Annotated in this window: 21 protein-coding genes and 1 pseudogene; 4 read left to right on the top strand and 18 right to left on the bottom strand. The window is 53.9% G+C overall.

Annotated elements, in window-relative coordinates:
- Positions 1 to 2 precede the first annotated feature (2 nt).
- Positions 3 to 833: a rhomboid family intramembrane serine protease GlpG gene (gene glpG / locus AC6I4B_RS01675; protein ID WP_497769027.1), complete on the bottom strand. Its 831-nt coding sequence runs from the start codon at positions 831 to 833 to the stop codon at positions 3 to 5.
- Between the two features lie 114 nt (positions 834 to 947).
- Positions 948 to 1,277 (bottom strand): thiosulfate sulfurtransferase GlpE, encoded by a 330-nt coding sequence (gene glpE / locus AC6I4B_RS01670; RefSeq protein ID WP_497769026.1) that lies wholly within the window; start codon positions 1,275 to 1,277, stop codon positions 948 to 950.
- A gap of 201 nt (positions 1,278 to 1,478) precedes the next feature.
- Here glpE and glpD point away from each other — a divergent pair, with 201 nt between their 5' ends.
- The gene (gene glpD / locus AC6I4B_RS01665; RefSeq protein ID WP_497769024.1) at positions 1,479 to 2,987 is read left to right on the top strand and encodes a glycerol-3-phosphate dehydrogenase; all 1,509 of its coding nucleotides are present in this window, start codon (positions 1,479 to 1,481) and stop codon (positions 2,985 to 2,987) included.
- A gap of 63 nt (positions 2,988 to 3,050) precedes the next feature.
- On the opposite strand, the gene glgP is transcribed toward glpD, so the two are convergent.
- The 11 genes from glgP to AC6I4B_RS01610 all read right to left on the bottom strand — a co-directional run bounded on the left by glgP (position 3,051) and on the right by AC6I4B_RS01610 (position 19,034).
- A complete protein-coding gene (gene glgP, locus AC6I4B_RS01660) occupies positions 3,051 to 5,498 on the bottom strand; it encodes a glycogen phosphorylase (protein ID WP_497769023.1) in 2,448 nt (815 codons plus the stop codon).
- A 16-nt stretch (positions 5,499 to 5,514) separates the two neighbouring features.
- Positions 5,515 to 6,948, bottom strand: a complete 1,434-nt coding sequence (gene glgA, locus AC6I4B_RS01655) for a glycogen synthase GlgA (protein WP_497769021.1) — start codon at positions 6,946 to 6,948, stop codon at positions 5,515 to 5,517.
- Positions 6,948 to 8,243, bottom strand: coding sequence for a glucose-1-phosphate adenylyltransferase (gene glgC / locus AC6I4B_RS01650; RefSeq protein WP_497769020.1), 1,296 nt, complete (start codon positions 8,241 to 8,243; stop codon positions 6,948 to 6,950). The genes glgA and glgC overlap by 1 nt, the downstream gene beginning before the upstream one ends.
- Before the next feature lie 14 nt (positions 8,244 to 8,257).
- Positions 8,258 to 10,234, bottom strand: coding sequence for a glycogen debranching protein GlgX (gene glgX, locus AC6I4B_RS01645; protein ID WP_497772313.1), 1,977 nt, complete (start codon positions 10,232 to 10,234; stop codon positions 8,258 to 8,260).
- A 2-nt stretch (positions 10,235 to 10,236) separates the two neighbouring features.
- Positions 10,237 to 12,423: a 1,4-alpha-glucan branching enzyme gene (gene glgB, locus AC6I4B_RS01640; protein ID WP_497769018.1), complete on the bottom strand. Its 2,187-nt coding sequence runs from the start codon at positions 12,421 to 12,423 to the stop codon at positions 10,237 to 10,239.
- Between the two features lie 256 nt (positions 12,424 to 12,679).
- Positions 12,680 to 13,786: an aspartate-semialdehyde dehydrogenase gene (gene asd, locus AC6I4B_RS01635; protein ID WP_497769017.1), complete on the bottom strand. Its 1,107-nt coding sequence runs from the start codon at positions 13,784 to 13,786 to the stop codon at positions 12,680 to 12,682.
- A 281-nt stretch (positions 13,787 to 14,067) separates the two neighbouring features.
- Positions 14,068 to 15,408, bottom strand: coding sequence for a gluconate transporter (gntU, locus tag AC6I4B_RS01630; RefSeq protein ID WP_497769015.1), 1,341 nt, complete (start codon positions 15,406 to 15,408; stop codon positions 14,068 to 14,070).
- Positions 15,405 to 15,938: a gluconokinase gene (gene gntK, locus AC6I4B_RS01625; protein WP_497769014.1), complete on the bottom strand. Its 534-nt coding sequence runs from the start codon at positions 15,936 to 15,938 to the stop codon at positions 15,405 to 15,407. The genes gntU and gntK overlap by 4 nt, the downstream gene beginning before the upstream one ends.
- A gap of 146 nt (positions 15,939 to 16,084) precedes the next feature.
- Complete coding sequence (gene gntR, locus AC6I4B_RS01620; RefSeq protein WP_497769012.1) at positions 16,085 to 17,080, bottom strand: gluconate operon transcriptional repressor GntR; 996 nt, start codon at positions 17,078 to 17,080, stop codon at positions 16,085 to 16,087.
- 99 nt (positions 17,081 to 17,179) lie between these two features.
- Positions 17,180 to 17,875 carry a pirin family protein gene (locus AC6I4B_RS01615; RefSeq protein ID WP_497769010.1) on the bottom strand — a complete coding sequence of 232 codons (696 nt, stop codon included), beginning with the start codon at positions 17,873 to 17,875 and terminating at the stop codon, positions 17,180 to 17,182.
- Between the two features lie 124 nt (positions 17,876 to 17,999).
- The gene (locus tag AC6I4B_RS01610) at positions 18,000 to 19,034 is read right to left on the bottom strand and encodes an oxidoreductase (protein ID WP_497769008.1); all 1,035 of its coding nucleotides are present in this window, start codon (positions 19,032 to 19,034) and stop codon (positions 18,000 to 18,002) included.
- Positions 19,035 to 19,300: 266 nt separating this feature from the next.
- Here AC6I4B_RS01610 and yhhY point away from each other — a divergent pair, with 266 nt between their 5' ends.
- From yhhY to AC6I4B_RS01595, 3 genes and pseudogenes are all read left to right on the top strand, one after another.
- On the top strand, positions 19,301 to 19,789 hold the full coding sequence (gene yhhY, locus AC6I4B_RS01605; protein ID WP_497769006.1) for an N-acetyltransferase: 489 nt from the start codon (positions 19,301 to 19,303) through the stop codon (positions 19,787 to 19,789).
- A gap of 175 nt (positions 19,790 to 19,964) precedes the next feature.
- A complete protein-coding gene (locus tag AC6I4B_RS01600) occupies positions 19,965 to 20,354 on the top strand; it encodes a colicin E1 family microcin immunity protein (protein WP_497769004.1) in 390 nt (129 codons plus the stop codon).
- Between the two features lie 131 nt (positions 20,355 to 20,485).
- A pseudogene (locus tag AC6I4B_RS01595) lies at positions 20,486 to 20,797 on the top strand (DUF2756 family protein); the annotation flags it as partial.
- 8 nt (positions 20,798 to 20,805) lie between these two features.
- Here the strand turns inward: AC6I4B_RS01595 and ugpQ are convergent.
- From ugpQ to ugpB, 5 genes are all read right to left on the bottom strand, one after another.
- Entirely contained in the window at positions 20,806 to 21,546 is a 741-nt protein-coding gene (gene ugpQ, locus AC6I4B_RS01590; RefSeq protein ID WP_497769003.1) for a glycerophosphodiester phosphodiesterase, read from the bottom strand.
- A complete protein-coding gene (locus AC6I4B_RS01585) occupies positions 21,543 to 22,613 on the bottom strand; it encodes a sn-glycerol-3-phosphate import ATP-binding protein UgpC (protein ID WP_497769001.1) in 1,071 nt (356 codons plus the stop codon). Before AC6I4B_RS01585 ends, ugpQ begins: the two co-directional genes overlap by 4 nt.
- Position 22,614: 1 nt before the next feature.
- Positions 22,615 to 23,460 carry a sn-glycerol-3-phosphate ABC transporter permease UgpE gene (gene ugpE, locus AC6I4B_RS01580; protein WP_497769000.1) on the bottom strand — a complete coding sequence of 282 codons (846 nt, stop codon included), beginning with the start codon at positions 23,458 to 23,460 and terminating at the stop codon, positions 22,615 to 22,617.
- A complete protein-coding gene (gene ugpA, locus AC6I4B_RS01575) occupies positions 23,457 to 24,344 on the bottom strand; it encodes a sn-glycerol-3-phosphate ABC transporter permease UgpA (protein ID WP_497768998.1) in 888 nt (295 codons plus the stop codon). The genes ugpE and ugpA overlap by 4 nt, the downstream gene beginning before the upstream one ends.
- Positions 24,345 to 24,459: 115 nt before the next feature.
- On the bottom strand, positions 24,460 to 25,776 hold the full coding sequence (gene ugpB / locus AC6I4B_RS01570) for a sn-glycerol-3-phosphate ABC transporter substrate-binding protein UgpB (protein ID WP_497768997.1): 1,317 nt from the start codon (positions 25,774 to 25,776) through the stop codon (positions 24,460 to 24,462).
- Positions 25,777 to 25,818: the final 42 nt, after the last annotated feature.

Below are 25,818 nucleotides of genomic sequence, written 5' to 3'. Positions count from 1 at the left end.
AATTATGCTCGTTTTCTCACATTAAGCGTATCGACGAAGGCCATTGCCAAACCTATCACCAGCCCGGTGATGTGTGCGCCGTTCGCAATCGACATACCAAAAACATTAAACCACCCGGCCACCAGCCAGATAAGGGAGAACATAATCAACCCGCGCGGCAGGTAAATACCGCTTTGTGGGTCGCGCTCACCGCGCAGCCAGGCGTAACCCATCAGAGCGTAAACGACACCGGACAACCCACCAAACCACGGGCCACTAAACTGGTGCTGGATAAAACCGCTGAGCAATGCACTGATAATGGTGATAACCACTAGTTTGCCGCTGCCAATACGCTTCTCAACCGCGCCGCCGAGATACCACCACCATAGCAGGTTGAACAGGATATGGACGAATGAGAAATGCATTAGCGCGTGGGTAAAGTAGCGCCAGAACTCAAATTTCAGCGAATCATCGTACGGCCAGGCTAGCCACAGCATCACCGGCTGATCGCCTATCACGTTCATCAGGATGAACACCAGAATGCAGGCCGCCATCACGCCTATTGTCACCGGGCCTGCGCCCGCTTTTAGCGTGGCGAGGAAGGGGAATCGACGGTAGTGCAGGCCGCTGTTGGTCTGCCCGGACTGCCAGCTCGCCGCCAGATATCGCGGGTCGGCGGGGTTATCCAGGAAACGCTCCAGCTCCGCACGAACGCGGTCTTCCTGCGTTTCGTCGGAAAGCCAGACATCGCTACGCGTATGCTGCTGGATAGTCAGAATAACGCCCTGCGTCGCCATATAGTCAACAAAGGCCTGGGCCACGCGAGGGTTAGTAAAAGAGGTGATCATCAACATACAGCAGGTCGCTTCTATTCCACACAAAAGGGGACAGTATATACCCAAACCCTTACGGATAGGTTGCAGCGGCGCGCAATCTCCGCCTACAAAGAGGCGGCATCCGCAGTCGCCTCAGAAAGCGGCGTGTTCGACCTCGGCCGGGAAATGACGATGCCAGGCATCAAAGCCGCCATCGACGCTGTAAACCTGGTCGTAGCCCTGTTGCAGCAGGTACTGTGCGGCGCCTTTGCTGCTGTTGCCGTGATAGCACATCACCATCACTGGCGTTTCAAAATCGTTATCGCGCATAAACGCACCCAGCGTATCGTTGGTCAGATGAAACGCGCCCGGCGTGTGGCCCATAGCAAAGCTCTGCGGGTCGCGAATATCCACCAACACAGCGTTGTTCTGCTGTAGCTTCTGGTGCGCCTGTTCTACGTTAATACATTCAAACTGATCCATGGTCTTCTCTTATCGTTATGGCATGTGTCTTGCTGACGGCATTTTAGCGTCAAGTGTACGTCTTCACGGCACGTAAACGCCAATATGTTATGCGCATCACTCTAAAATGTTTTTTCTATGTTACCAAAAGCGCGTTTACTTGCTATTATGAGCGATATCGAACATTAATGAGCTATAACGAAAGTCCCTGAGGTAGCAATAATGGAAACCAAAGATCTGATTGTGATAGGTGGCGGCATTAACGGTGCGGGCATTGCGGCAGACGCCGCTGGGCGGGGTTTATCCGTTCTGATGCTGGAAGCCAGAGATTTGGCCTGCGCTACCTCCAGCGCAAGCTCGAAATTGATCCACGGCGGCCTGCGCTACCTTGAGCACTATGAATTCCGCCTGGTGAGCGAAGCGCTGGCTGAGCGTGAAGTGTTGCTGAAAATGGCGCCACATATTGCGATCCCGATGCGCTTTCGCCTACCGCATCGCCCGCATTTGCGCCCCGCGTGGATGATTCGCACCGGTCTGTTTATGTACGATCATCTGGGTAAACGCACCAGCCTGCCCGCCTCTAGCGGTTTGCGTTTTGGCGCGGAGTCGGTGCTGAAACCTGAAATCGTGCGCGGTTTCGAATATTCCGACTGCTGGGTAGACGATGCGCGCCTGGTGCTGGCTAACGCTCAGATGGTGGTGCAAAAAGGCGGTGAAGTTCGAACCCGAACGCGCGCTATCTCGGCAAAACGGGAAAACGGCCTGTGGATTGTTGAGGCCGAAGATATCGACAGCGGCGAGAAATTCCACTGGCAGGCGCGTGGGCTGGTAAACGCCACCGGCCCGTGGGTGAAACAGTTCTTTGACGACGGTATGCATTTGCCATCGCCGTACGGCATTCGCCTGATCAAAGGTAGCCATATTGTCGTGCCACGCGTGCACAACCAGAAACAGGCCTACATCCTGCAAAACGAAGACAAGCGTATTGTGTTTGTGATTCCGTGGATGGACGAGTTTTCGATAATCGGTACAACCGACGTGGAATATCACGGCGATCCGAAAAATGTCGAAATTGAAGAGAGCGAAATCAATTACCTGCTGAAGGTCTACAACGGCCACTTTAAAAAGCAGCTTAATCGTGAAGATATCGTCTGGACTTACTCCGGCGTGCGCCCGCTGTGTGATGATGAATCTGACTCTCCACAGGCCATCACCCGTGATTACACCCTCGATATTCACGATGAAAACGGCAAAGCCCCGCTATTGTCGGTATTTGGCGGCAAGCTCACCACCTATCGCAAACTGGCGGAACACGCGCTGGAAAAACTGGCTCCGTACTACAGCGGCGTTGGCCCGGCATGGACCAAAGGCGCGGTGTTACCCGGCGGGGAGATTGGCAATGACCGTGACGACTACGCAGCAAAACTGCGCCGCCGTTATCCGTTTATCAGCGAGTCGCTGGCGCGCCACTATGCCCGCACCTACGGGAGCAATAGCGAGTTGGTTATCGGCGAGGCGCGCGATCTTGCCGGGCTGGGCGAAGATTTCGGCCATGAGTTTTACGAAGCTGAACTGCGTTATTTGGTCAAACATGAATGGGTTCGCCGCCTGGACGATGCTATCTGGCGTCGTACCAAACAGGGGATGTGGCTGAATGCCGAGCAGCAATCACGGATTAGCGAATGGTTGGTGAATACGCTGGGAAAGTCTGAGCTGTCGCTGGCGTCATAAAATTCGCACCGCTAGCCGCAGTAAAAAAGGGGCCATTTGGCCCCTTTTGTCGTCTTTATCCGCTTACAGCCTGACCGGCTTGATATGCCAGATATTGTCGGCGTACTCCTGAATCGTGCGGTCAGAAGAGAAGTAACCCATGTTCGCGATGTTGAGTATCGCTTTGGTCGTCCACTCTTCAGGCTCACAATACAGCGCGTCTACTTTATCCTGACAGTCAACGTAGCTACGGTAGTCTGCCAGCACCTGATAGTGGTCACCAAAGTTAATCAGTGAATCGACCAGGTCGCGGTAGCGCCCAGGCTCACCAGGGCTGAATGCCCCACTGCCGATTTGCGTCAGCACCTGGTGCAACTCTTCGTCTTTGTCGTAGTAATCACGCGGTTTGTAGCCCTGACGGCGCAGCTCCTCGACCTCTTCAGCGGTGTTGCCAAAGATGAAGATGTTATCTGCCCCGACATGCTCCAGCATCTCGACGTTAGCCCCGTCCAGCGTACCAATGGTGAGCGCGCCGTTAAGCGCAAACTTCATGTTACTGGTGCCGGAAGCCTCTGTCCCCGCCAGAGAGATCTGTTCGGAGAGATCCGCCGCCGGGATAATCATCTGCGCCAGACTTACGCTGTAGTTCGGGACAAACACCACTTTCAGCTTGTCGCCAATTTGCGGATCGTTGTTGATGACATCAGCAACATCGTTGATCAGGTGAATAATGTGCTTCGCCATGTAATACGCCGAGGCCGCTTTACCGGCGAAAATATTCACTCGTGGCACCCATTCCGCTTCAGGATCCGCCTTAATGCGGTTATAGCGGGTGATCACATGGAGCACATTCATCAACTGGCGTTTGTACTCGTGAATACGTTTAATCTGCACATCAAAGAGCGCGTGAGGGTTCACCACCACGTTCAGGTTCTGGGCAATAAACGCCGCGAGGCGCTTTTTATTTTCCAGCTTGGCGTGGTGTACCGCCTGATTAACCTTTGGATAATCAATATGCTGCTCTAGCTCACCGATTTGGCTGAGATCAGAACGCCAGGTCATGCCGATATTTTCATCCAGCACGTCGGAGAGCGCCGGGTTCGCCAGCGCCAGCCAGCGGCGTGGCGTCACACCGTTGGTCACGTTGGTAAAACGCGTTGGGAAAATGCGGGCAAAATCGGCAAACAGCGACTGCACCATCAGGTTGGAGTGCAGTTCAGATACCCCGTTAACCCGATGGCTCACCACCACCGCCAGCCACGCCATGCGTACACGGCGGCCATTGGATTCATCAATCAGCGACACGCGGCTCAACAGCCCAGTATCGCCAGGATATTGGGTCTGCACCACTTTCAGGAAGTAGTCGTTAATCTCGAAGATAATTTGCAGATGGCGCGGCAGAATTTTGCCCAGCATGTCCACCGGCCAGGTTTCCAACGCTTCACTCATCAAGGTGTGGTTGGTGTAGGAGAAGACCTGACACGCCACCATAAACGCATCATCCCAACTGAATTTGTGCTCATCAATCAGCAGGCGCATCAGTTCAGGAATCGACAGCACGGGGTGCGTGTCGTTAAGGTGGATGGCGATTTTATCCGCCAGGTTGTCATACGTTTTATGTAATTGGTAATGGCGCTTGAGAATATCCTGAACCGTCGCGGAAACCAGGAAATACTCCTGGCGCAAACGCAACTCACGCCCTGAATAGGTGGAGTCGTCTGGGTACAGCACGCGGGAAACGTTTTCCGAGTGGTTTTTATCTTCTACCGCCGCAAAGTAATCCCCCTGGTTAAATTTCCCCAGGTTGATTTCGTTGCTGGCTTGCGCGTTCCACAGCCTCAGCGTATTGGTCGCGTCAGTGTTATAGCCAGGAATGATTTGATCGTACGCTTCTGCGATAATCTCTTCGGTTTCCAGCCAGCGGCTGGTTTTGCCTTCCATTTGCACACGCCCGCCGAAACGGACTTTATAGCGTTTGTTATGGCGAGGAAATTCCCACGGGTTGCCGTATTCCAGCCAGTAATCTGGCGATTCTTTCTGCTGACCATTAACAATGTTCTGTTTGAACATCCCATAGTCATAGCGAATACCGTAGCCACGCCCCGGCAAGCCAAGCGTTGCTAAAGAGTCGAGGAAGCAGGCCGCCAGTCGACCTAAACCACCGTTGCCTAAACCAGGGTCGTTTTCTTCGTCGATCAGTTCTTCAAGGTCTAACCCCATCCCATCGAGCGCATCTTTCACGTCGTCATACAACCCTAACGATAACAACGCATTGGACAGCGTACGACCAATCAGAAACTCCATTGACAGGTAGTAAACCTGCCGCGTTTCCTGGGAAAGCTGTGCGCGGTTAGAGCGCAGCCAGCGCTCTACCATGCGATCGCGAACGGCGAACAAAGTGGCGTTCAGCCATTCGTGTTTGTTGGCGACTGCCGGATCCTTCCCGATAGTGAACATCAGCTTATAGGCAATAGAGTGCTTCAGCGCTTCGACGCTCAGCGTCGGTGATGCATAGGTAAAAGGTGCATTCATAATGAGGGCCCAGTTGTTATATCAGGCGTTGGTAAAGTTCACGGTATGAGTGCGCCGCAACTTGCCAACTGAAATCCATGTTCATCGCCTGGCGCTGTACATAACGCCAAAGTGATGGACGAGACCATAATACGAAAGCACGACGGATAGCTCTGAGCAGCGACCAGGCATTGCTGTCTTCAAAGACAAAGCCGCTGGCCATGCCATCAGCTAAGTTCTCCAGAGAGCTGTCCGCAACGGTATCCGCCAAACCACCGGTACGACGCACCAGCGGCAGCGTGCCATACTTCAGACCGTAGAGTTGCGTTAAGCCGCATGGCTCAAAGCGGCTGGGCACCAGAATGACATCCGCGCCACCGATAATGCGGTGGGAGAATGCTTCGTGATAGCCAATCTGAACGCCGACCTGCCCCGGATGCTCCGCCGCCGCGGCCAGGAAACCTTCCTGTAGTACAGGATCACCCGCGCCCAGTAGCGCCAGTTGCCCCCCCTGCTCTAACAAGCCCGGCAACGCTTCCAGCACCAGATCCAACCCTTTTTGGCTGGTTAAACGGCTCACCACGGCAAACAGCGGCGCGGTATCGCTCACTTTCAACCCCATCGCCGTTTGCAGTTGGCGTTTGTTTTCGGCTTTCAGTTCTAAAGTATCGCGGTCATAGCGCGCTGGCAGCAGCATGTCCTTTTCTGGACTCCAGATGTTGGCATCAACGCCGTTCAGGATGCCCGACAGGCGCCCTTCCTGATGCCGCTGACGCAACAAGCCTTCCATGCCATACGCATACTGCGGTTCGGTAATTTCACGCGCGTAAGTCGGGCTGACCGCCGTAATGTGATCGGCGTAATAAAGCCCCGCCTTCAGGAATGAGATCTGCCCATGAAATTCCAGCCCGTGCATATTGTAGAAGGAGGCTGGAAGCTGGAGCGTTTCCATATGATGGGCGTAAAACAGCCCCTGATACGCCAGGTTATGCACGGTAAAGACCGATTTGGCTGGGTTGCCGCGCGCCGCCAGATAAGCCGGAGCTAACCCTGCGTGCCAGTCATGGGCATGTACCACATCTGGACGCCAGAATGGGTCAAGGCCACAGGCCATTTCACTGCCCACCCAGCCTAGCAGCGCAAAGCGCAGCACGTTGTCCGCATAGCTGTTGAGGTTGCCATCGTGATACGGGCTACCGGGGCGATCGTAGAGATGCGGGGCATCAATTAAATAAATACCGACACCGTTGTAGTGACCGAACAGTAGCGTAATGCGCCCAGCAAAGGTGTCGCGACGGCTAACAACCTGAGCGTCTTTTATTCCACGGCGAATATCCGGGAACGCAGGCAATAACACACGCGCATCAGTACCTTCGGCAATTTGTGCCGCCGGTAGCGCGCCAATCACATCAGCAAGACCACCCGTTTTTAATAACGGAAACATCTCAGAACAAACGTGTAAAACCCGCATTATCGCTCCTGTTGGTACCCCAGTTTGCGCAACATCTCGCGCGTTACCAGCACGATCCCCTCTTCTGAGCGGTAAAAACGGCGCGCGTCTTCTTGTGCATCCTCGCCAATCACCATACCTTCCGGGATGACACAGGCTCTGTCGATAACACAGCGGCGCAAGCGCGAGGAACGACCCACCCAGACCTCAGGTAATAAAATTGCCGAATCAATGTTACAGAATGAATTCACGCGGACGCGCGAGAACAAAACAGATTGCACGACCACCGATCCCGAGATAACACAGCCCCCCGAAACCAGCGAGTTGAGCGTCATGCCGTGGCTACCGGAGCGATCCTGAACAAACTTCGCTGGCGGTAATGATTCATTATAGGTACGAATTGGCCATCTTTTATCGTACATATCCAATTCAGGGACGACAGACGCCAGGTCAAGGTTCGCTTTCCAGTACGCTTCCAGAGTTCCAACATCGCGCCAATAAGGCTCAGCGTCAGGATCTGACTGTACGCAGGAGAGCGGGAAAGGATGCGCATACGCGAAACCATCGCGAGTCGCTTTTGGGATCAAATCTTTGCCGAAATCATGGCTGGACTTGTTATTGCCATCATCTTCACCCAGCAACTCATACAGATAATCCGCATCAAAGACGTAGATCCCCATACTGGCCAGCGATCGGCTTGGATCGTGCGGCATGGCCGGTGGGTTTTCCGGTTTTTCGACAAAATCGATAATTTTTTCATTTTCATCGACCGCCATCACGCCAAACGCACTGGCTTCTTCAATTGGCACGGGCATACAAGCCACGGTACAACGCGCACCTTTTTCGACGTGGTCGATAAGCATTCGCGAGTAGTCTTGCTTGTAGATGTGGTCACCGGCGAGGATCACCACATACTCAGCGTTGTAACGGCGAATAATATCGAGGTTCTGGGTAACCGCATCAGCGGTTCCGCTGTACCATTTTTCCCCTTTCATGCGCTGTTGGGCAGGCAAAAGATCAACGAATTCGTTCATCTCTACATTGAAGAACGACCATGCCCGTTGAATATGCTGTACTAATGTATGCGATTGATATTGCGTAATAACGCCAATGCGGCGAATCCCGGAGTTCACACAGTTGGATAATGCAAAATCGATAATGCGAAATTTGCCGCCAAAGTGAACCGCTGGCTTGGCACGTTTATTGGTTAAATCCTTCAGGCGAGAGCCTCGTCCACCGGCAAGAATGAGGGCGACGGACTTGATGGGCAACTGACGTGCCAACATCAACGGATCGTGTTTTTCTAACCCAACCATAATCAACTCCTTTTTTATGACCTTTGAAATACGCACACTCCGTGCGCGGGCCCGTGCCAGACAGTACTTACCGCCGGATTATCATCTGCGGTAAAGGGGGCAACGGCACGCCATTCCCCCTCGGGTAATGTCAGGTTCGCCACGTCTTGCGTCGCATTGAGCGTAAGAAGCCAACGCCCGGAAAGCAGAATCTGCATCCGGTGAAGGCCGTGCTGCCACTCCTCAGCGCACAGCGGCTGCCCATCCTGATTGAGCCACTGCACGTTGCCGTCTGCATCCTGCCACCAGCGATCGTCGGTTAATGCCGGGATCTGCTGGCGTAAATGGATTAAGGCGGCGGTAAACTGCGTCAACGCAACGTCTGCACTGTCCCAGTCAAGCCAGGTCAATGCGTTGTCCTGACAATACGCATTGTTGTTCCCCTGCTGGCTGTGACCGTGTTCATCACCAGCCAGCAGCATCGGGGTCCCCTGCGAAAGCAATAGCGTAGTTAGCAGCGCCTGAGCGCTTGCCTGCCGACGCGCCATGACATCAGGGCTGGCTTCTAATCCTTCTGTACCATAATTATTAGCATGGTTATTGTTCGTTCCGTCACGATTTTCCTCACCGTTGGCGTCATTGTGTTTATTGTTAAAACTGACACAGTCACGCAGGGTGAAACCGTCGTGCGCAGTGAGCAGGTTAATCGCGGCGCTGGGGCGACGTTGCTGATGCTGAAACAGATCGCTTGAGGCGGCGAAACGCTGGGCAAAATCCCCCAGCGAGAGCGATTCTTCAAGCCAAAAGCGGCGTATGGCGTCACGGAAATGATCGTTCCACTCCATAAACGTAGGCGGAAAATTGCCCACCTGATAGCCGCCTTCGCCAATATCCCACGGCTCGGCAATCAGTTTGACCGCCGACAGCACGGGGTCTGCGTGGATGGCGCTAAACAGCGGCGCATCCTGCCGGTATCCCGGCGTGCGACCCATCACAGAGGCTAAGTCAAAACGAAAACCGTCGATATGGCATACATCGACCCAAAAGCGTAGGCACTGGCGGGCATACTCCACCACACCAGGATGGCTGAGATTCAGCGTGTTACCGCAGCCCGTCCAGTTGTGATAGTCGCCATCGTCTCTTAACCAATAATAGCTACGGTTATCGATCCCCCGCAGCGAGAAGGTCTGGCAATGCAAATCCAGCTCGGCGCTGTGGTTCAGCACGATATCCAGGATCACCTCAATGCCCGCCTGATGTAGCGCTTTGACGGCATCGCGAAACTCATCCAACGCCTGCTCTGGCGCGCAAGCATAGCGCGGCGCCAGCGCAAATATCGCCAGCGGGTTGTAGCCCCAGTAATTACTCAGCCCCATCCGTTGCAGCCGCACTTCGTTGGCAAAATGCGCCACCGGTAGCAGCTCCAGCGCGGTGATCCCCAGCCGTTTGAAGTAGTCAATCATCACCGGATGACCGAGCGCTTTGTAAGTGCCGCGAATCTCCTCCGGCAGCCCAGGATGCCGATAGGTCAGCCCTTTGACATGCGCTTCATAGATAACGGTTTTGCCCCACGCAGTGCGCGGCGGAGCGTCGTCCTGCCAGTCGTAATCCAGCGCGACAACCACGGATTTAGGCGCGATATCAGCGGTGTCCTGTGGGTCTGGCGCATCGTAACCGCCGTGAAAACGCGGGTCGTCGGGCAGGTCACCTTGCGCCTGGAAACAACAAGGATCGAGCAGCAATTTCGCAGGGTTAAAACGATGCCCTTGCTGCGGCTGCCACGGGCCGTGCACCCGATAACCGTAGCGCAAGCCCGGACGCGCCTGTGGCAAATAGCCATGCCAGATATCACCGCTACGGGCGGGTAAGTCGTAGCGCGACTCATTGCCTTGTTGATCAAATAGACAGAGTTCAACGCGCTGCGCATGAGCCGAGAAAAGCGTAAAGTTCACCCCCTCGCCGTCATAGCTAGCGCCCAGTGGCGCAGGTTTCCCAACGGCAAGTGACACCATACTCATTCCCCTTCCCGGATAAGCCAAAGCGTTGAGAGCGGCGGTAAGGTCAGGCTCAACGACTGTGGCCGGTTGTGGCTGGCAATGTCGTCGCTGTGCACCGCGCCACCGTTACCGGCATTGCTGCCGTGATAATGCGTCGAGTCTGTGTTTAACACTTCACGCCAGCGCCCTGGCTGGTTGATGCCGAGGCGATAATCATGGCGCGGAACCGGCGTAAAGTTGCTCACCACAAGGACTTCATTACCGGCGCTATCGCGGCGCACAAAAGCCAGCACCGAGCGAGCGTGATCGTCTACCACCAGCCATTCAAAGCCGTAAGGGTCGAAATCCAGCTCATGCATGGCTTTGTGGTGGCAATAGGTATGGTTAAGGTCGCGCACCAGGCGCTGTACGCCGTGATGCCAGTTATCATTGCCGTCGAGCAGATGCCAGTCGAGGCTGCCGTCAAAGTTCCATTCGCGCCCTTGGGCAAATTCATCGCCCATGAACAGCAGCTTTTTGCCCGGGAAGGCGAACATCCAGCCGTAATAGGCGCGCAGGTTGGCAAATTTCTGCCATGCGTCGCCAGGCATACGGTCAAGAATGGATTTTTTGCCATGAACCACTTCGTCATGCGACAACGGCAACACGAAGTTTTCCGTGTAGTTGTAGAGCATACCGAAGGTCATTTTGTCGTGGTGATACTGGCGGTGGATAGGGTCGAGTGACATGTAATCGAGGGTGTCGTGCATCCAGCCCAGATTCCACTTAAACCAGAAGCCCAGGCCGCCGATATCCGCTGGGCGCGAGACGCCCGCAAAGTCGGTCGATTCTTCCGCCATACTCACCGCGCCGGGCACTTGCTCGCCCAGCACACGGTTGGTGGTGCGCAGAAACTCAATGGCTTCAAGGTTTTCGCGCCCGCCAAACTCATTAGGTACCCATTCGCCCTCTTTGCGGCTGTAGTCGCGGTAAATCATCGAAGCAACGGCATCGACACGCAGCGCATCAATACCGAAATGTTCCACCCAGTACAGCGCATTACCGACGAGGAAGTTGCTCACTTCGCGGCGGCCATAGTTGTAAATCAGGGTATTCCAGTCCTGGTGATAGCCTTCGCGCGGGTCGCTGTGCTCGTACAGGTTAGTGCCATCAAACTCGGCAAGGGCGAAATCGTCCGATGGGAAGTGCCCCGGAACCCAATCAAGAATGACGTTCAGGCCTGCCGCATGGGCGGCGTTGATGAAGTAGCGGAAGTCTTCGCGCGTACCAAAGCGGCGAGTTGGCGCGTACAACCCCGTGGGTTGATAACCCCAACTGCCGTCGAACGGGTGCTCGTTAACCGGTAACAGCTCCAGATGGGTGAAGCCCATCCATTTGGCGTAGGGCACGAGTTGGTCAGCCAGCTCGCGGTAGCTCAGCCAGTGGTTGTTGTCGGTATGGCGGCGCCAGGAACCCAGATGCACCTCGTAGATAGAGATAGGCGCGTCAAACTGGTTGGCCTTTTTCCGCTCCTCGCTCTGCTTAACCTTCGGCGGCAAGCCGCAAATCAGCGACGCGGTTTCCGGGCGCATTTGCGCTTCAAAAGCATATGGGTCGGCTTTGACTCGCAGCGCACCGTTGGCATCCACCATTTCAAATTTATAAAGCTGCCCGTTGTGCGCCCCAGGGACAAACAGCTCCCAAATGCCGGTTTCTTTGCGCAGACGCATCGGGTGGCGGCGACCATCCCAGTAGTTAAATTGCCCAACGACCGAAACGCGGCGCGCATTCGGTGCCCATACGGCAAAACGCGTACCGGTTACGCCGTCCATTGTGTCCGCATGTGCACCCAGTTTTTCATACGGGCGTAAATGCGTCCCTTCAGACAGCAGCCAGGCGTCCATTTCCTGAAGCAATGGGCCAAAACGGTAGGGATCATCAATCAGATTTTGTTGGCCATGCCAAATGACAGCCAACTGGTAACGAAAGAAATTCTTACGACGCGGCAGAACACCACAAAAGAAACCGCGCGCATCCATGCACTCTAACTTGCCGATTTTGCGCCCGGTTTTAGGTTCAATCACCCAAACATCGGTAGCATCTGGCAATAACGCCCGGACTTCCAGTCCAGAATCCGTTCTGTGCATTCCCAATATGGAAAAAGGGTCTGCAAAATGGCCAGCAATCAGCGCATTAATCACGTCTCTATCAATACGATCAGACATGCTTCATCATCCTTAGTTTTGTATCGCCTCAATCCACTGTAATGGCGATAAATGTGACCTGAACGGTGCAGCACTAAACCTTGTGCTCTCTCAGCTCCATTCAACCTTCAGTCAAGGTGACAGACCTTGATTAAAGCATAGTCAACGCTTTGCCAGACTCCTGAGATAAAATTAGGCGTAGCTGCGTTTACTCCTTGTATTACGCATTACGCAAAAAAAAGGGGTGGTGATCCACCCCCCATAAATGACTAAATGTTTAAGCCAACTGACGTAGCATACGCCGTAGCGGCTCCGCAGCGCCCCACAACAACTGGTCGCCGACGGTAAACGCCGACAGATATTCCGGCCCCATGTTCAGCTTGCGTAAGCGCCCAACCGGCGTGGTCAGTGTGCCGGTGACTGCCGCAGGGGTTAATTCACGCATACTGATCTCGCGATCGTTAGGCACAACTTTCGCCCACGGGTTGTGCGCTGCCAGTAATTCCTCCACTGACTGAATGGAAATATCCTTTTTCAATTTCAGGGTGAATGCTTGGCTGTGGCAGCGCAATGCGCCGACACGCACGCAAAGGCCGTCAACAGGGATAACGGACGAAGTGGCGAGAATTTTGTTGGTTTCGGCCTGACCTTTCCACTCTTCACGGCTCTGGCCGTTATCGAGCTGTTTGTCGATCCACGGGATCAGGCTGCCTGCCAGCGGCACGCCAAAGTTATCCACCGCCAGGTCGCCGCTGCGGGTCAGCGCGGTGACTTTGCGTTCGATATCCAGAATCGCCGATGCCGGGTTCGCCAGCTCATCAGCCACGTGGTGATGCAGTTGCCCCATTTGGGTCAGCAGTTCACGCATATGGCGCGCACCGCCGCCGGAGGCCGCTTGATAAGTGGCGACAGACGCCCACTCGATCAGGTCATTGGCAAACAGGCCGCCCAGCGACATTAGCATCAGGCTTACCGTACAGTTGCCGCCGACAAAGGTTTTAATGCCATTGTTGAGACCGTCGGTAATCACCTGCTGGTTGACGGGGTCGAGGATGATAATGGCGTCATCTTTCATGCGCAGCGAAGACGCGGCGTCAATCCAGTAGCCCTGCCAGCCGCTTGCGCGCAGCTTAGGATAAATTTCATTGGTGTAGTCGCCGCCCTGGCAGGTGACGATAATATCGAGTGCTTTCAGCGCCTCAAGATCAAAGGCATCCTGGAGTGTACCACCGCTAGTACCACCGAATGTTGGTGCGGCTTGCCCGAGCTGGGAAGTAGAGAAAAAGACCGGGCGAATGGCGTCAAAGTCTCGCTCTTCCACCATGCGTTGCATGAGTACAGAGCCGACCATACCGCGCCAGCCGATAAAACCAACATTTTTCATAGCGTGTTTTCCTGCAAAAAGTGTGCTGTTTGTGCTTACCAGTTCCACTGGGCATCCCTTCACATTACAAAAAGCAGCTAAAGTCGCAAGTGAAATTAATCAATGATGACAAAGCAATCAGAAATGCAACTTATTCCCCCTGCCTTGAGAGCCGCATTTCTTCTTATCGAACGCCGCTTTTCCTGATAACCATCAAGAGCATTTCCCCAGCGCTACCGGCATTTTCCCAACAAAAAAGGCTTCCAGATGGAAGCCCTTTTTTAAACGTGATTCAGTCAAACCTAGCTCAGCAGCGAGAATGCCACCATGCCCACAATCGCACCCACGGTTCCCAGGATGGTTTCCATCATGGTCCAGGTTTTCAGCGTTTGTGCTTCGGTTGCGCCGGTAAATTTACCGAACAGCCAGAAACCGGCATCGTTCACGTGGCTGACCACGATAGACCCACCCGCGATACAGATAGACAGCGCGGCCATCTGAGCACCGTTATAGTTCAGTTGTTCAATCACCGGCATGACCAGACCCACCGCCGTCAGACAGGCGACCGTTGCAGAACCCTGAATAATACGCACGGCGGCTGCCAGGATGAAGCAAGTCAGCGCAATCGGCAGGCCCATACCGGTTAAGGCTTCGCCCAGAGCCGGGCCAACGCCAGAGTCAACCAGCACCTGCTTGAACACGCCACCAGCCCCGATAACCAGCAGGATGATGCCCGCAGGTTGCAGCGCGTGGCCGCAGATTTCCATGACTTTATCTTTCGGCATCCCCTGACGGAACGCCAGGCCATAGATAGCCACCAGACAAGCAATCAGAATCGCAGTGAACGGGTGACCGATAAACTCAAACCACTGATAAACTTCAGAACCTTCGGCAACGAAGCGCGCAGCGATAGTTTTCAGACCAACCAGCACCAGCGGCAGCAGAATCAGCGACAGGCTGAAGCCGAAAGACGGCATTTTACCCTCGCCCAGGTGCGGCTCAGTAATATCGTCAGGAATGTTCAGCTCAACGTAGCGACCAATGAAGTTGCCCCACAGCGGCCCGGCAATCAGCATCCCAGGAATCGCCGCACACAGGCCAATCAGAATCATCCAGCCAAAATCAGCGTGCATCTGCGATGCCAGCAGCATCGGCGCAGGCCCAGGCAACAGGAACGCCGCCGCCGCTGCAACACCCGCAAACAGTGGAATAACCAGCTTAACCAGGTTCGTCCCTGTATGGCGCGCCATTGAGAAAGCGACGCTAATCAGCAGTACGATAGCCACTTCGAAGAACAGCGGCAGCGCACAGATAAGCCCCGCAAGGCCAATCGCGAAGTGCGCACGGCTATGCCCGAAGGATTTGAGCATCTTGACGGCAATCTGATCAACGGCGCCCGTTTCATGCAGGATTTTGCCGAACATCGCGCCCAGCGCGACGACGATAGCCAGGAAGCCCAGCGTACCGCCCATCCCCTTTTCCATGGTCTGCGCGATCTTAATCAGCGGCATCCCAGAGAAAAGGCCAGCACCAATAGAAACCACCATCAGCGCCAGGAAGGCGTGCATACGCGCCTTCATGACTAAAAACAGCAGCAGCAATACTGAACCGACCGCTGTTAAAACCAGGGTTAGAGTTGTCACGCGTGGCTGCCTTTGTTAATGACTTCAATCGTGCTCTCAATGACGCCATCCAGCGGCTGATCGATATCAACCACCAGCACGTCACGTTCGTCAGCGTCTGGCTCTTGCAGCGTTTCGAACTGAGTCACCAGCATCTGAGTTTTGAAGAAGTGACCTTTACGCGCCTTCAGGCGGCTTTCAATCACCTCGAAATCCCCTTTCAGGTACACGAAAGAAAGATTCGGATTACCTTCACGCAGAATGTCGCGGTACGCTTTTTTCAGCGCGGAGCAAACAATCAGCGAAACTTTGTTAGTACGTTGCATCGCAAATGCCGCGTCGTTCAGCGCCTGCAACCACGGTTTACGATCGTCGTCGTTCAGCGGTTCGCCAGAGGACATTTTGACGATGTTGCAGCGCGGATGCAGGAAGTCGCCGTCCAGAAATGCCGCATTTAAGCGATGTGCAACTTCGCTAGCGACGGCAGATTTTCCGCTGCCAGATACGCCCATCAGTACATAGACATGGTGATCGTGGTTAGTCGTGCTCAAGGCGTCCTCCTGTTGGGCACTAAAATTTGTTACGGGTAACTGTTATCGGTAACATTGTCATGCTGAGTAAATGGATAAGCAATCACCAAACGTGCCACCAGGGATTTATAAATGAATTTGTGTGATCTAGTTCAAATTTGTTAGGGCTAAATAGAACCGCCCGGTGACAAAGTGAAACCTAAATCTAACATTTTTGGCGTAACTGTTTCACCACGGATGCGGGCAAGCAGGCGCTCTGCGCCAATGCGCCCCATACGTTCACGCGGCGTCAATACGCTGGCGAGACGCGGTTCCATCACCTGACCGATGTCATGACCGTGGAAACCCGCGATAGCAATATCGTCTGGAATTTTAAGCCCCAGACGCTGGCATTCAAACGCCGCGCCAACGGCCAGGTCATCGTTGGTACAGAAAATGCCGTCCAACTGCGAAAATTCGCGTCGAGCCTGGCGCATCAGTTCGATACCCGAAGTGTACGACGACGACTGCTCAACCATCACGCTGTAAGGCGTTAACCCAGCGTCCAGCATCGCTTGCTCGTAGCCTTTCTGTTTGATGATAGTACGTTCATCAAGACGCGCCCCTAAATAGGCGATATGGCGGTGACCGCGCGCGATAATCGCTGCTGTCATCTGCCGCGCCGCTTCAAAGTTATCAAAGCCTACCGCAATATCGAGACACGGAGATTGGCTATCCATCAGCTCAACCACCGGAATACCGGCGACTTCAATCATCTTTAGGGTGCGGGGGGTGTGGGTACGTTCGGTGAGGATAAGACCGTCAATATTCCAGGAGAGCATCGACTCCAGGCGTTCCTGTTCCATTTCCGGCTTATAGCCGTAGTGCGCCAGCATGGTCTGGTAGCCGTAGGCATCGGTGACGCTTTCTACGCCACGCAGCACTTCGGCAAAAACCTGGTTGGTTAACGACGGTAAAAGCACACCAATAGCGCGGCTAGTGGCGTTAGAGAGAATATCGGGAGCCCGATTGGGGATGTAACCCAAATCATCAAGAGCCGCCGCAATTTTACCGCGCAACGCGACAGAAACTTGCTCTGGGTTGCGTAAAAAACGGCTCACCGTCATTTTGGTCACGCCAACACGATCGGCAACGTCTTGCAGTACGGGTCTTTTCTTTTTCATTGTCCAGAGGGAAAAAAGTGGAATATTCCCGGAGTTTACCATGCGATAGCGCAAACTCCCCGCAAGATTCAGGAAGTTGCGCTATTTATTTAAGCCGGATCAAACTGGCGGCAGATCAAAGAGTAAAATTTCACTTTCACTGTCGGCATGTACCGAAATTGCCTGTTCATCCCATACCGCCAGGCCGTCACTGGTGGTCGCTTTCGTGCCGTTAATACTCACTTCGCCTTTAACGACCTGAATCCACACGCGGCGGTCTGCGGCAATTTGATGCACTGACTGTTCGCCTTTCGCCAGCGCCCAACGGTACAGTTCCATGTCCTGATACACTTTCAGCGAGCCGTCACGCGCATCCGGTGACAGCACCAGTTGTTTGCCCTGTGCGGCGTCGAAGCGGCGCTGCTCGTAGCGTGGCGTGATGCCGGTTTTTTCTGGAATAATCCAGATTTGGTACAGATGCAGCTTATCGGTGTTGCTTGGGTTGTACTCGGAGTGACGAATCCCCGTACCCGCGCTCATAATCTGAAACTCGCCCGCCGGAACCTGTTCTTTGTTGCCCATGCTGTCCTGGTGCTCCACGGCGCCTTCCAGAACGTAGGTCAGGATTTCCATGTCTTTATGCGGATGCGTACCGAAGCCCTGGCCTGCGTCAATCACGTCATCGTTAATGACACGCAGCGCGGAAAAGCCCATGAAATTCGGATCGTAATAATCAGCAAAAGAGAAGGTATGCCAGGAATCCAGCCAACCATGATTCGCATGACCACGTTCGTTTGCTTTGCGTAAGAAAATCATTTGTTACCCCCTCATGTTTTCGATGAAACAAGTTTGGACGCAAACCGCCCAGGATGATAGAGGGTGAAAATTGACTCCTCTGTTCAAAAAATATGAATGAGAACAGAGAAGCCAGCAGAGCTTATTAATCGAGGGTAATGGTGGCAGGAGATGGCTGCTGGAAGCCGCGTTCAAGGATCTCCAGGTTGGTCAGTACATCAGATTCACTGACGTAGTTCTCAGCGCCGTTGGCAATGGTGGCATACAGTGCGTCGTACACGCGGCCATAGTCGCCCGTCTCTAGCGCAACCTCTTCACGCACGGTGTTTCCGGCGTCATCCACATATTCCAACAGCCCTACGCTCTTGTCTTCGCCAAAACCCGCTTCGCCCGGCATGATATTGGCTTTCAGGCTGGTTTCCTGTTGGTCAATGCCGTATTTGATAAACGAACCTTTGTGGCCATGAACGATAAATTTCGGGTATTCCAGCTTCACCAGGTGGCTGCTTTTCACTATCGCTTTCAGGTCGCCGTAGAATAGCTGTGCTTCAAACGTATCGTCAGGGTTGGCTTTATTGCGCAGATGACGAATATCGTAAGACACCTGCTGCGGGCGGCCAAACAGCGCGATGATTTGATCCAGCGTATGTACGCCGAGTCCATAGAATACGCCATCCTGCGGCAGGCCGGGTTTACCGCCATCCACAGGACGATAGCTATCGAAGTGGTTTTCAATTTCGACAATCTCACCGAGCTTGCCGCTTTCAATCACTTTTTTGGTGGTCAGGAAGCAGGAGTCAAAGCGACGGTTCTGATACGGAGAAACCGTTAGCCCTTTGCTTTTCGCCAGTGCAAACAGTGTTTTTGCTTCGGCAAGCGTCGGGGTAAATGGCTTTTCGACCAGCACATGCTTGCCCGCTTCCAGCGCTTTTTTCGCGTAGTCGAAGTGGCTATCCACATGAGTACACACCACCACCAGCTTCACCTGCGGGTCATTCAGAATATCATCCAGTTGGCTGGTGAAATGGATATGGGCGTACTGTGCGTCCTGTTCGGCCGGTTTCGGGCTGCGGCGATAAATATGCGCCACGTGCCAGTCGGCTTTGCGGTGTAAAACGTAGGGGAGATGGTAACGGGTTGTGCTTTTGCCAAAGCCGATAAATGCGCAATGTAGGGTCATGGTTCAGTCCTTTTGAAATAACTGACTACACCATAAGCGCAACGCCAGACAAAAAAAAGCCAGCATAAAGCTGGCTAAAGTAATACTGGAAGCAATGTGAGCAATGTCGTGCTTTCAGGTCCTCCGCAAGGACGCCCTGAATGCAGGACAATAATAATCATTCTCATTCGCACTTGTCCAACGTTTTTTGCAAAAAAAGCGCATTGACGCACATTTGAAAATCACTGATGTTAAAAGGGACTTTTCACCCACGAAGGATAAAGAGAATGAGTGACATAGCGATCCGCCACGCCGAGCCGAAAGATTACGACGCAATTCGTCAGATTCACGCCCAGCCGGAGGTGTATCACAACACGCTACAGGTTCCTCATCCTTCCGAACAAATGTGGCAAGAGCGGCTAGCCGACCGGCCTGGCATCAAGCAACTGGTTGCCTGTATTGATGATGTCGTCGTCGGGCATCTCACCATTGATGTCGCCCAGCGTCCACGTCGCAGTCACGTGGCTGATTTTGGCATTTGCGTCGATGCCCGTTGGCATAATCGCGGCGTGGCGAATGCGCTGATTCGCACCATGACCGACATGTGCGATAACTGGCTGCGCGTCGATCGTATTGAGCTAACGGTGTTCGTCGATAACCAACCGGCGATTGCGGTTTATCAGAAGCACGGTTTTGAAATCGAAGGAACGGGTAAAAAGTACGCCTTACGTCATGGTGAGTATGTGGATGCTTATTATATGGCGCGGATAAAGTAACCGTCGATGTACGCCAGATGGCGGTAGTCCTTCCCGCTTCCGCCATAAAACTTCGGCTATCGCCCATCACACCGCCGTGATAATCCTGTTTCAGATGTTGTAAAATAGATAGACGACAAGCATCTGCGGAATATAGAAGATAGGAATAACTTCAATCATTATAGCGTTCACTTCTATGGCAAACATATCGGGTATACATTTACTTAATGAAATCAGGAAAAAAATGACCATAAGTTATTATTGGCGGAACGAATTAATCGCCCTGTGTATATTATCCTTTGTTGTTGCAGATTGGTTTATTCACCCTGCCGATGAAGATATTATTCTTATATTGAGAATAATCGCATCAATAAGCTGCCCTCTGTTCCCATTTGCAAAGAGAATCATTGAACTCATTGCACTACGCTTTACCACACAACGCTTCTGGCATACCGGTTTCTTTAGTGATGATATCGGGAAAAGTGGGTTATATGCTTTGTATTGGCTAGCATGTTTTTTCTTTGCCATTCCACTCAGTGGAATCTATCTATTTATGAATAAGAAATTGAACCCTATTAGCCAGTGATCCCTCATAGAAATTAAAACCACGTTTAAATAAAAAACCTTAATAGACTAATCTTAGTTTCAGTGATTATTTCTCAATACCCCCCACAAAAAGGAGTAAACTTAAGAAATCCCCTAAGTGGAGGAAAGACGATGAAACGATTACTGATCCTGACGGCGCTGTTGCCGTTTGCCGCACTGGCGCAACCTCTTAATACCGACAATAATCCGAACCTGCCGGGCTACGAGATCCCAAGCCAGCAGCGGATGCAGACGCAAATGCAAAATCAGCAGCAGCAACAAAAAGGGATGTTAAACCAACAACGGCAGGTGCAGACACAGCAGCAACAACTGCATCTGCAAAATCAGCTCAAAAACGACCAGCAGCGCGTTCAGCAGGCACAGCCGAAGATGCTGAACACGCCCAATCAGCAGCCGCTCCCTAACACCAACGGCGGAATGCTGAAATAGTATTAAGGCTGGAAGTCTGGGCCAATCACATCAATGGCATCGGTACAGATGCAGTTCACGCCCCAGCGCAGCAGTTGCGCCGCGCGCTGGGGACTATTGACGGTATACACCAGAATCTTCAGCCCCGCGTCGCGCAACGCCTCGACCCGCGCTTCATCCAGCAAGCGATGGTTAAGATGAATCGACACGCAACCCAGGCGCGTGGTCAGCTCGCGCCAGTCATCACGCCACTCGTCCAACAGCAGCCCGCGCGGTAGCTCTGGCGCAGCAAGTTGGGCGGCTTCCAGAGCGTCAATTTCAAACGATGAAAGCAGCGGCGGCGTCATCTCAGCCCACAGTTCGCGCGCCGCCAGTGCCACCACTTTGCCCGTTAGCGGCCCAGTACCTGTAGTCGGTTTAATTTCAATATTCGCCATCATGCCGTGCTGGCGGCAGCGCTCCGCCACCTGTGACAGCAGCGGCAACGGCTCACCTTTAAAACCACGGCTAAACCAACTGCCTGCATCAACGCGCAGTAAATCTTGCCAGTTGAGATCTCCGGCAATCCCCCAGCCGTTGCTGGTACGCTCAAGGTTATCGTCGTGCAGCAGGAAGATATGACCGTCTTTCGACAGCTTAGCGTCAAACTCAATCATGGTATGGCCGTAGTGCGCGCCGACGTCGATAGCCGCCAGCGTGTTTTCCGGCGCGAGTTTACCGCCGCCACGGTGGGCGACGATGTGCGGATAAGGCCAGTTACTCATACTCGTAGTCCTGTTTCACCTTCAAAAAGGTGCAGATGATTTTCCGGTAGGTGCAGCCACAGCGTGCTGCCTGCGCTTGGGCGATGCTGATGCGCCAGGCGCACAACCAGTTTCTGGTCGCCCCAACGCCCATGAGCCAGGTTATCCGCACCTAATATTTCCAGCGTATCCACCACCAGCGGCACGCCGCCTTCACGCTGCGAGCTTAGCGCAATATGTTCTGGGCGGATACCCAGCGTCATTTTACGCCCCGCGTAGGTGCGATGCAGCCAATTGGTAGGCAGCGACATACCGTTTGCCAGCTCAAAGTGAGTACCGGAAACACTGATGCGCCCATCCAGCAGGTTCATCGCCGGGCTGCCGATAAAACTGGCGACGAACCGGCTAGCTGGCTTCTCATACACTTCCACCGGAGTACCAATCTGCTCGGCAACGCCTTTGTTCATCACCATCACCCGCTGGGCGAGCGTCATCGCTTCAACCTGATCGTGGGTGACGTACAGCGAAGTGGTTTTTAAACGCTGGTGCAGATGCTGCAACTCCAGACGCATTTGCACCCGCAGTTTCGCGTCAAGGTTAGAGAGCGGTTCATCGAACAGGAATACCGCAGGGTCGCGGACAATCGCGCGCCCCATCGCCACGCGCTGGCGCTGGCCGCCGGAAAGCTCACGCGGGCGACGTTTTAACAGGCCGTCCAGCTCCAGAATCCGCGCGGCTTCACGCACTCGCTCGGCAATATGTTCTTTGCCCATCCCGCGAATTTTCAGCCCCCACGCCATGTTTTCTTCCACGCTCATGTGCGGGTAGAGCGCGTAGTTCTGGAATACCATTGCGATGCCGCGATCTTTCGGCTCCATTTCCGTCACGCGCTGGCGGTCAATCCAGATATCGCCGCTGGTGACTCGCTCAAGCCCAGCCACCATGCGCAGCAGCGTAGATTTACCGCAGCCCGATGGCCCCACCATCACAATAAATTCGCCGTCCGCGACATCGAGCGTCAGCGGTTGAATCACCTGGTTTTTGCCATCCCAGCTTTTCGTGACTGCCTGTAATTTCAAACCTGCCATTTTATTTCTCACTATCCACTAAACCACGCACGAACGCGCGCTGCATGGCTAAAACGATAACTACCGGCGGGATCAGGGTCAGCAGCATCGCCGCCATCACCTGGTTCCACTGCGTCGTGCCTTCTCCGGTGGCAATCATGCCTTTAATACCTGCCACAGCCGTGCCCAGGTTAACGTCGGTAATAATCAACAGCGGCCACAGATACTGGTTCCAGCCGTAGATAAAGGTGATAACGAACAGCGCCGCCAGATTGGTTTTGGACAGCGGCAGCACGATGTCGCGGAAAAAGCGCATCGGCGATGCGCCGTCAATACGCGCGGCTTCGACCAGTTCATCCGGTAAGGTCATAAAGAACTGGCGAAACAGAAAGGTCGCCGTTGCCGAAGCCATCAGCGGCAGGGTTAAACCGGCATAGCTGTCGAGCATTTTCAGGTTGGCTATCACTTCCACCGTCGGGAAGATACGCACTTCAACCGGCAGCATGAGAGTGATAAATATCATCCAGAAGAACAGATTACGCAGCGGGAAACGGAACCAGACAATCGCGAACGCCGACAGCATCGACACCGCAATTTTGCCCACCGTAATGCCCAGCGCCATGATGAAGCTGTTGAGCATCATCAGCCAGAACGGCGCACTGTTCGCGCCCACGCCGTTAACCCAAATCGCCTTCATGTTCTCCAGCAGATGAGTGCCAGGAATGAGCGTCATCGGTGTTTCAAACACCGCTTTGTTATCCAGCGTTGCCGCCGTAAACGCGACGTACAGCGGAAAAAGGATCACCATAATGCCGAGGATCAGCATGGTGTGGCTGAATATCGTCAGCCCACGACGGTTCTCAATCATTGGTAACGCACCTTACTTTCCACATAGCGGAACTGCACCACCGTCAGAATGATGACGAGGAACATCAGCACCACTGACTGCGCGGCGGAAGCGGAGAGATCCAACCCAGCAAAGCCTTCGCGGTAGATTTTATAAATTAGCGTGGTCGTCGCCTGCACCGGCCCACCGGCGGTAGCGGCATCAATCACCGGGAAGGTGTCGAAGAAGGCGTACACCAGGTTCACCACCAGCAGGAAGAAACTGACCGGCGCAATCAGCGGTAGCGCCAGTTTAAAGAAACGGCGAACTGGGCCTGCACCATCAATCGCCGCCGCCTCAACCAGCGAGCGAGGAATCGACTGCAACGCAGCAAAGAAGAACAGGAAGTTGTAGCTTATCTGCTTCCAGACCGAGGCAAACACCACCAAAAACATCGCCTGGCCGCTGTTTTGTGCGTGGTTCCAGTCATAGCCAAACTCGCCGAGGAAATGGGTAATTAACCCACGGCCAGGGTTGAACAGGAAAATCCACAATACCGCCGCGACAGCAGGCGCAACGGCGTAGGGCAGCAGCATCAGCGTTTGATATAACCGGCTGCCGCGCACCACGTAATCCACCAGAGCGGCAAAAAACAGCGATACCAGCAGGCCGCTTCCCGTGACCAACGCACTGAATTTCATCGTCGTCCAGAAAGAGTCGAGGTAGTAGCTGTCGCGGAACAGCGCGACAAAGTTGTCCAGGCCAACAAATTGGCTGGAAAGCCCGAAAGGATCGACGCTTTGCAGTGAATACCACAGCGCCTCGCCCGCAGGCCAGATGAAAAAGATAACGGTGATAATCAGCTGCGGGGCGACCAGCAAATAGGGCAGCCAGCGCGAACGGAATACCGGACGGGATGATGACATAGCGGGACTCTTTTCCAGAAAACGCCCGGTGGCGGCTACGCCTTACCCGGCCTACAAAAACGACATGGTGCATTTCGTAGGCCGGATAAGCGCAGCGCCATCCGGCATGAAAACATTAAGATTTCGTCGATTGCTCAAAGCGGCGCAGCAGTTGGTTACCGCGATCTACCGCAGAATCCAGCGCCTGTTGTGGCGTTTTCTTCCCAGTCCATACGCTTTCCAGTTCCTCATCCACGATGGTACGAATCTGCGGCATGTTGCCCAGACGCAGACCTTTGGTGAACGGCAACGGCGGCTTGTTCAGCATCTGACGGGTCGCAATATCCGCGCCGGGATTTTTGTCATAGAAGCCTTGCTCGCGAGTCAGGTTATACGCGGCGGTAGTGATAGGCAGATAGCCGGTTTTCTGATGCCATTCGGCAGCAATTTCCGGTTTCGCCAGGAAGTCGAGGAACTTCGCCACGCCGGTGTAGGTGTCTTTGTCTTTGCCCTGCATCACCCACAGGCTCGCGCCGCCGATAATGGCGTTCTGCGGTGCACCTTTCACGTCGCCATCGTAAGGCATCATGCCTACGCCGTAGTTGAATTTGGCGTAGTGGCGGATATCCGCCAGCGAACCAGAAGACGCCGTCGTAATGGCGCAATCACCGTTGTAGAACTTCTCGGTGGACTCGTCTTTACGCCCGAAGTAGCTGAAATCGCCCTTCTTGTTTAACGCTTCCAGCAGGGCGATGTGTTTCACCTGCTCCGGTTTGTTGAACTCCAGCACCGCATCCGTACCGTCAAAACCGTTGTTTTTAGTGGCGACCGGTAGGCCGTTCCAGGCGCTGAAGTTTTCAATCTGAATCCAACCCTGCCAGCCGCTGGCGTAGCCGCACTTCATACCGGCAGCTTTCAGCTTCGCGGTGTAATCCGCCAGATCCTGCCAGGTTTTCGGCGGCTGTTCGGGATCTAAACCGGCCTTCTTGAAGGCGTCTTTGTTGTAGTACAGCACTGGAGTGGAGCTGTTAAACGGCTGGGAGAGTAAATGCCCGGTTTTTGAGTCGGTGTAATAACCGGAAACCGTCGGCACGAATTGGCTTTCATCAAAGTTGATCCCGGTATCTTTAAAGACTTCATACACCGGTTTAATCGCTTTTGACGCCATCATGGTTGCCGTGCCCACTTCATACACCTGAAGCAGCGCGGGAGCATTACCGGTGCGGAACGCAGCGATACCGGCGCTCAGGCTCTGCTCGTAGTTACCTTTGTATACCGGCTGAATTTTGTAATCAGGGTTGGCTTCGTTAAAGCGTTGCGCCAGAGAGTCAACCTCTTTACCCAATTCCCCTTCCATAGAGTGCCAGAACGGAATGGTGGTGACGGCCATAGCCTGGCCTGCGAATGCCAGACTCATTGCCAATCCTAAAGCTGTATGTCGTAACGATATCATCGGTTATCTCTCTTTTTGTGCCGGGATGCGCGATATCACGCG

Source organism: Kluyvera fluvialis (assembly GCF_059725275.1).
This window is presented reverse-complemented; position numbering and strand designations above follow the sequence as displayed.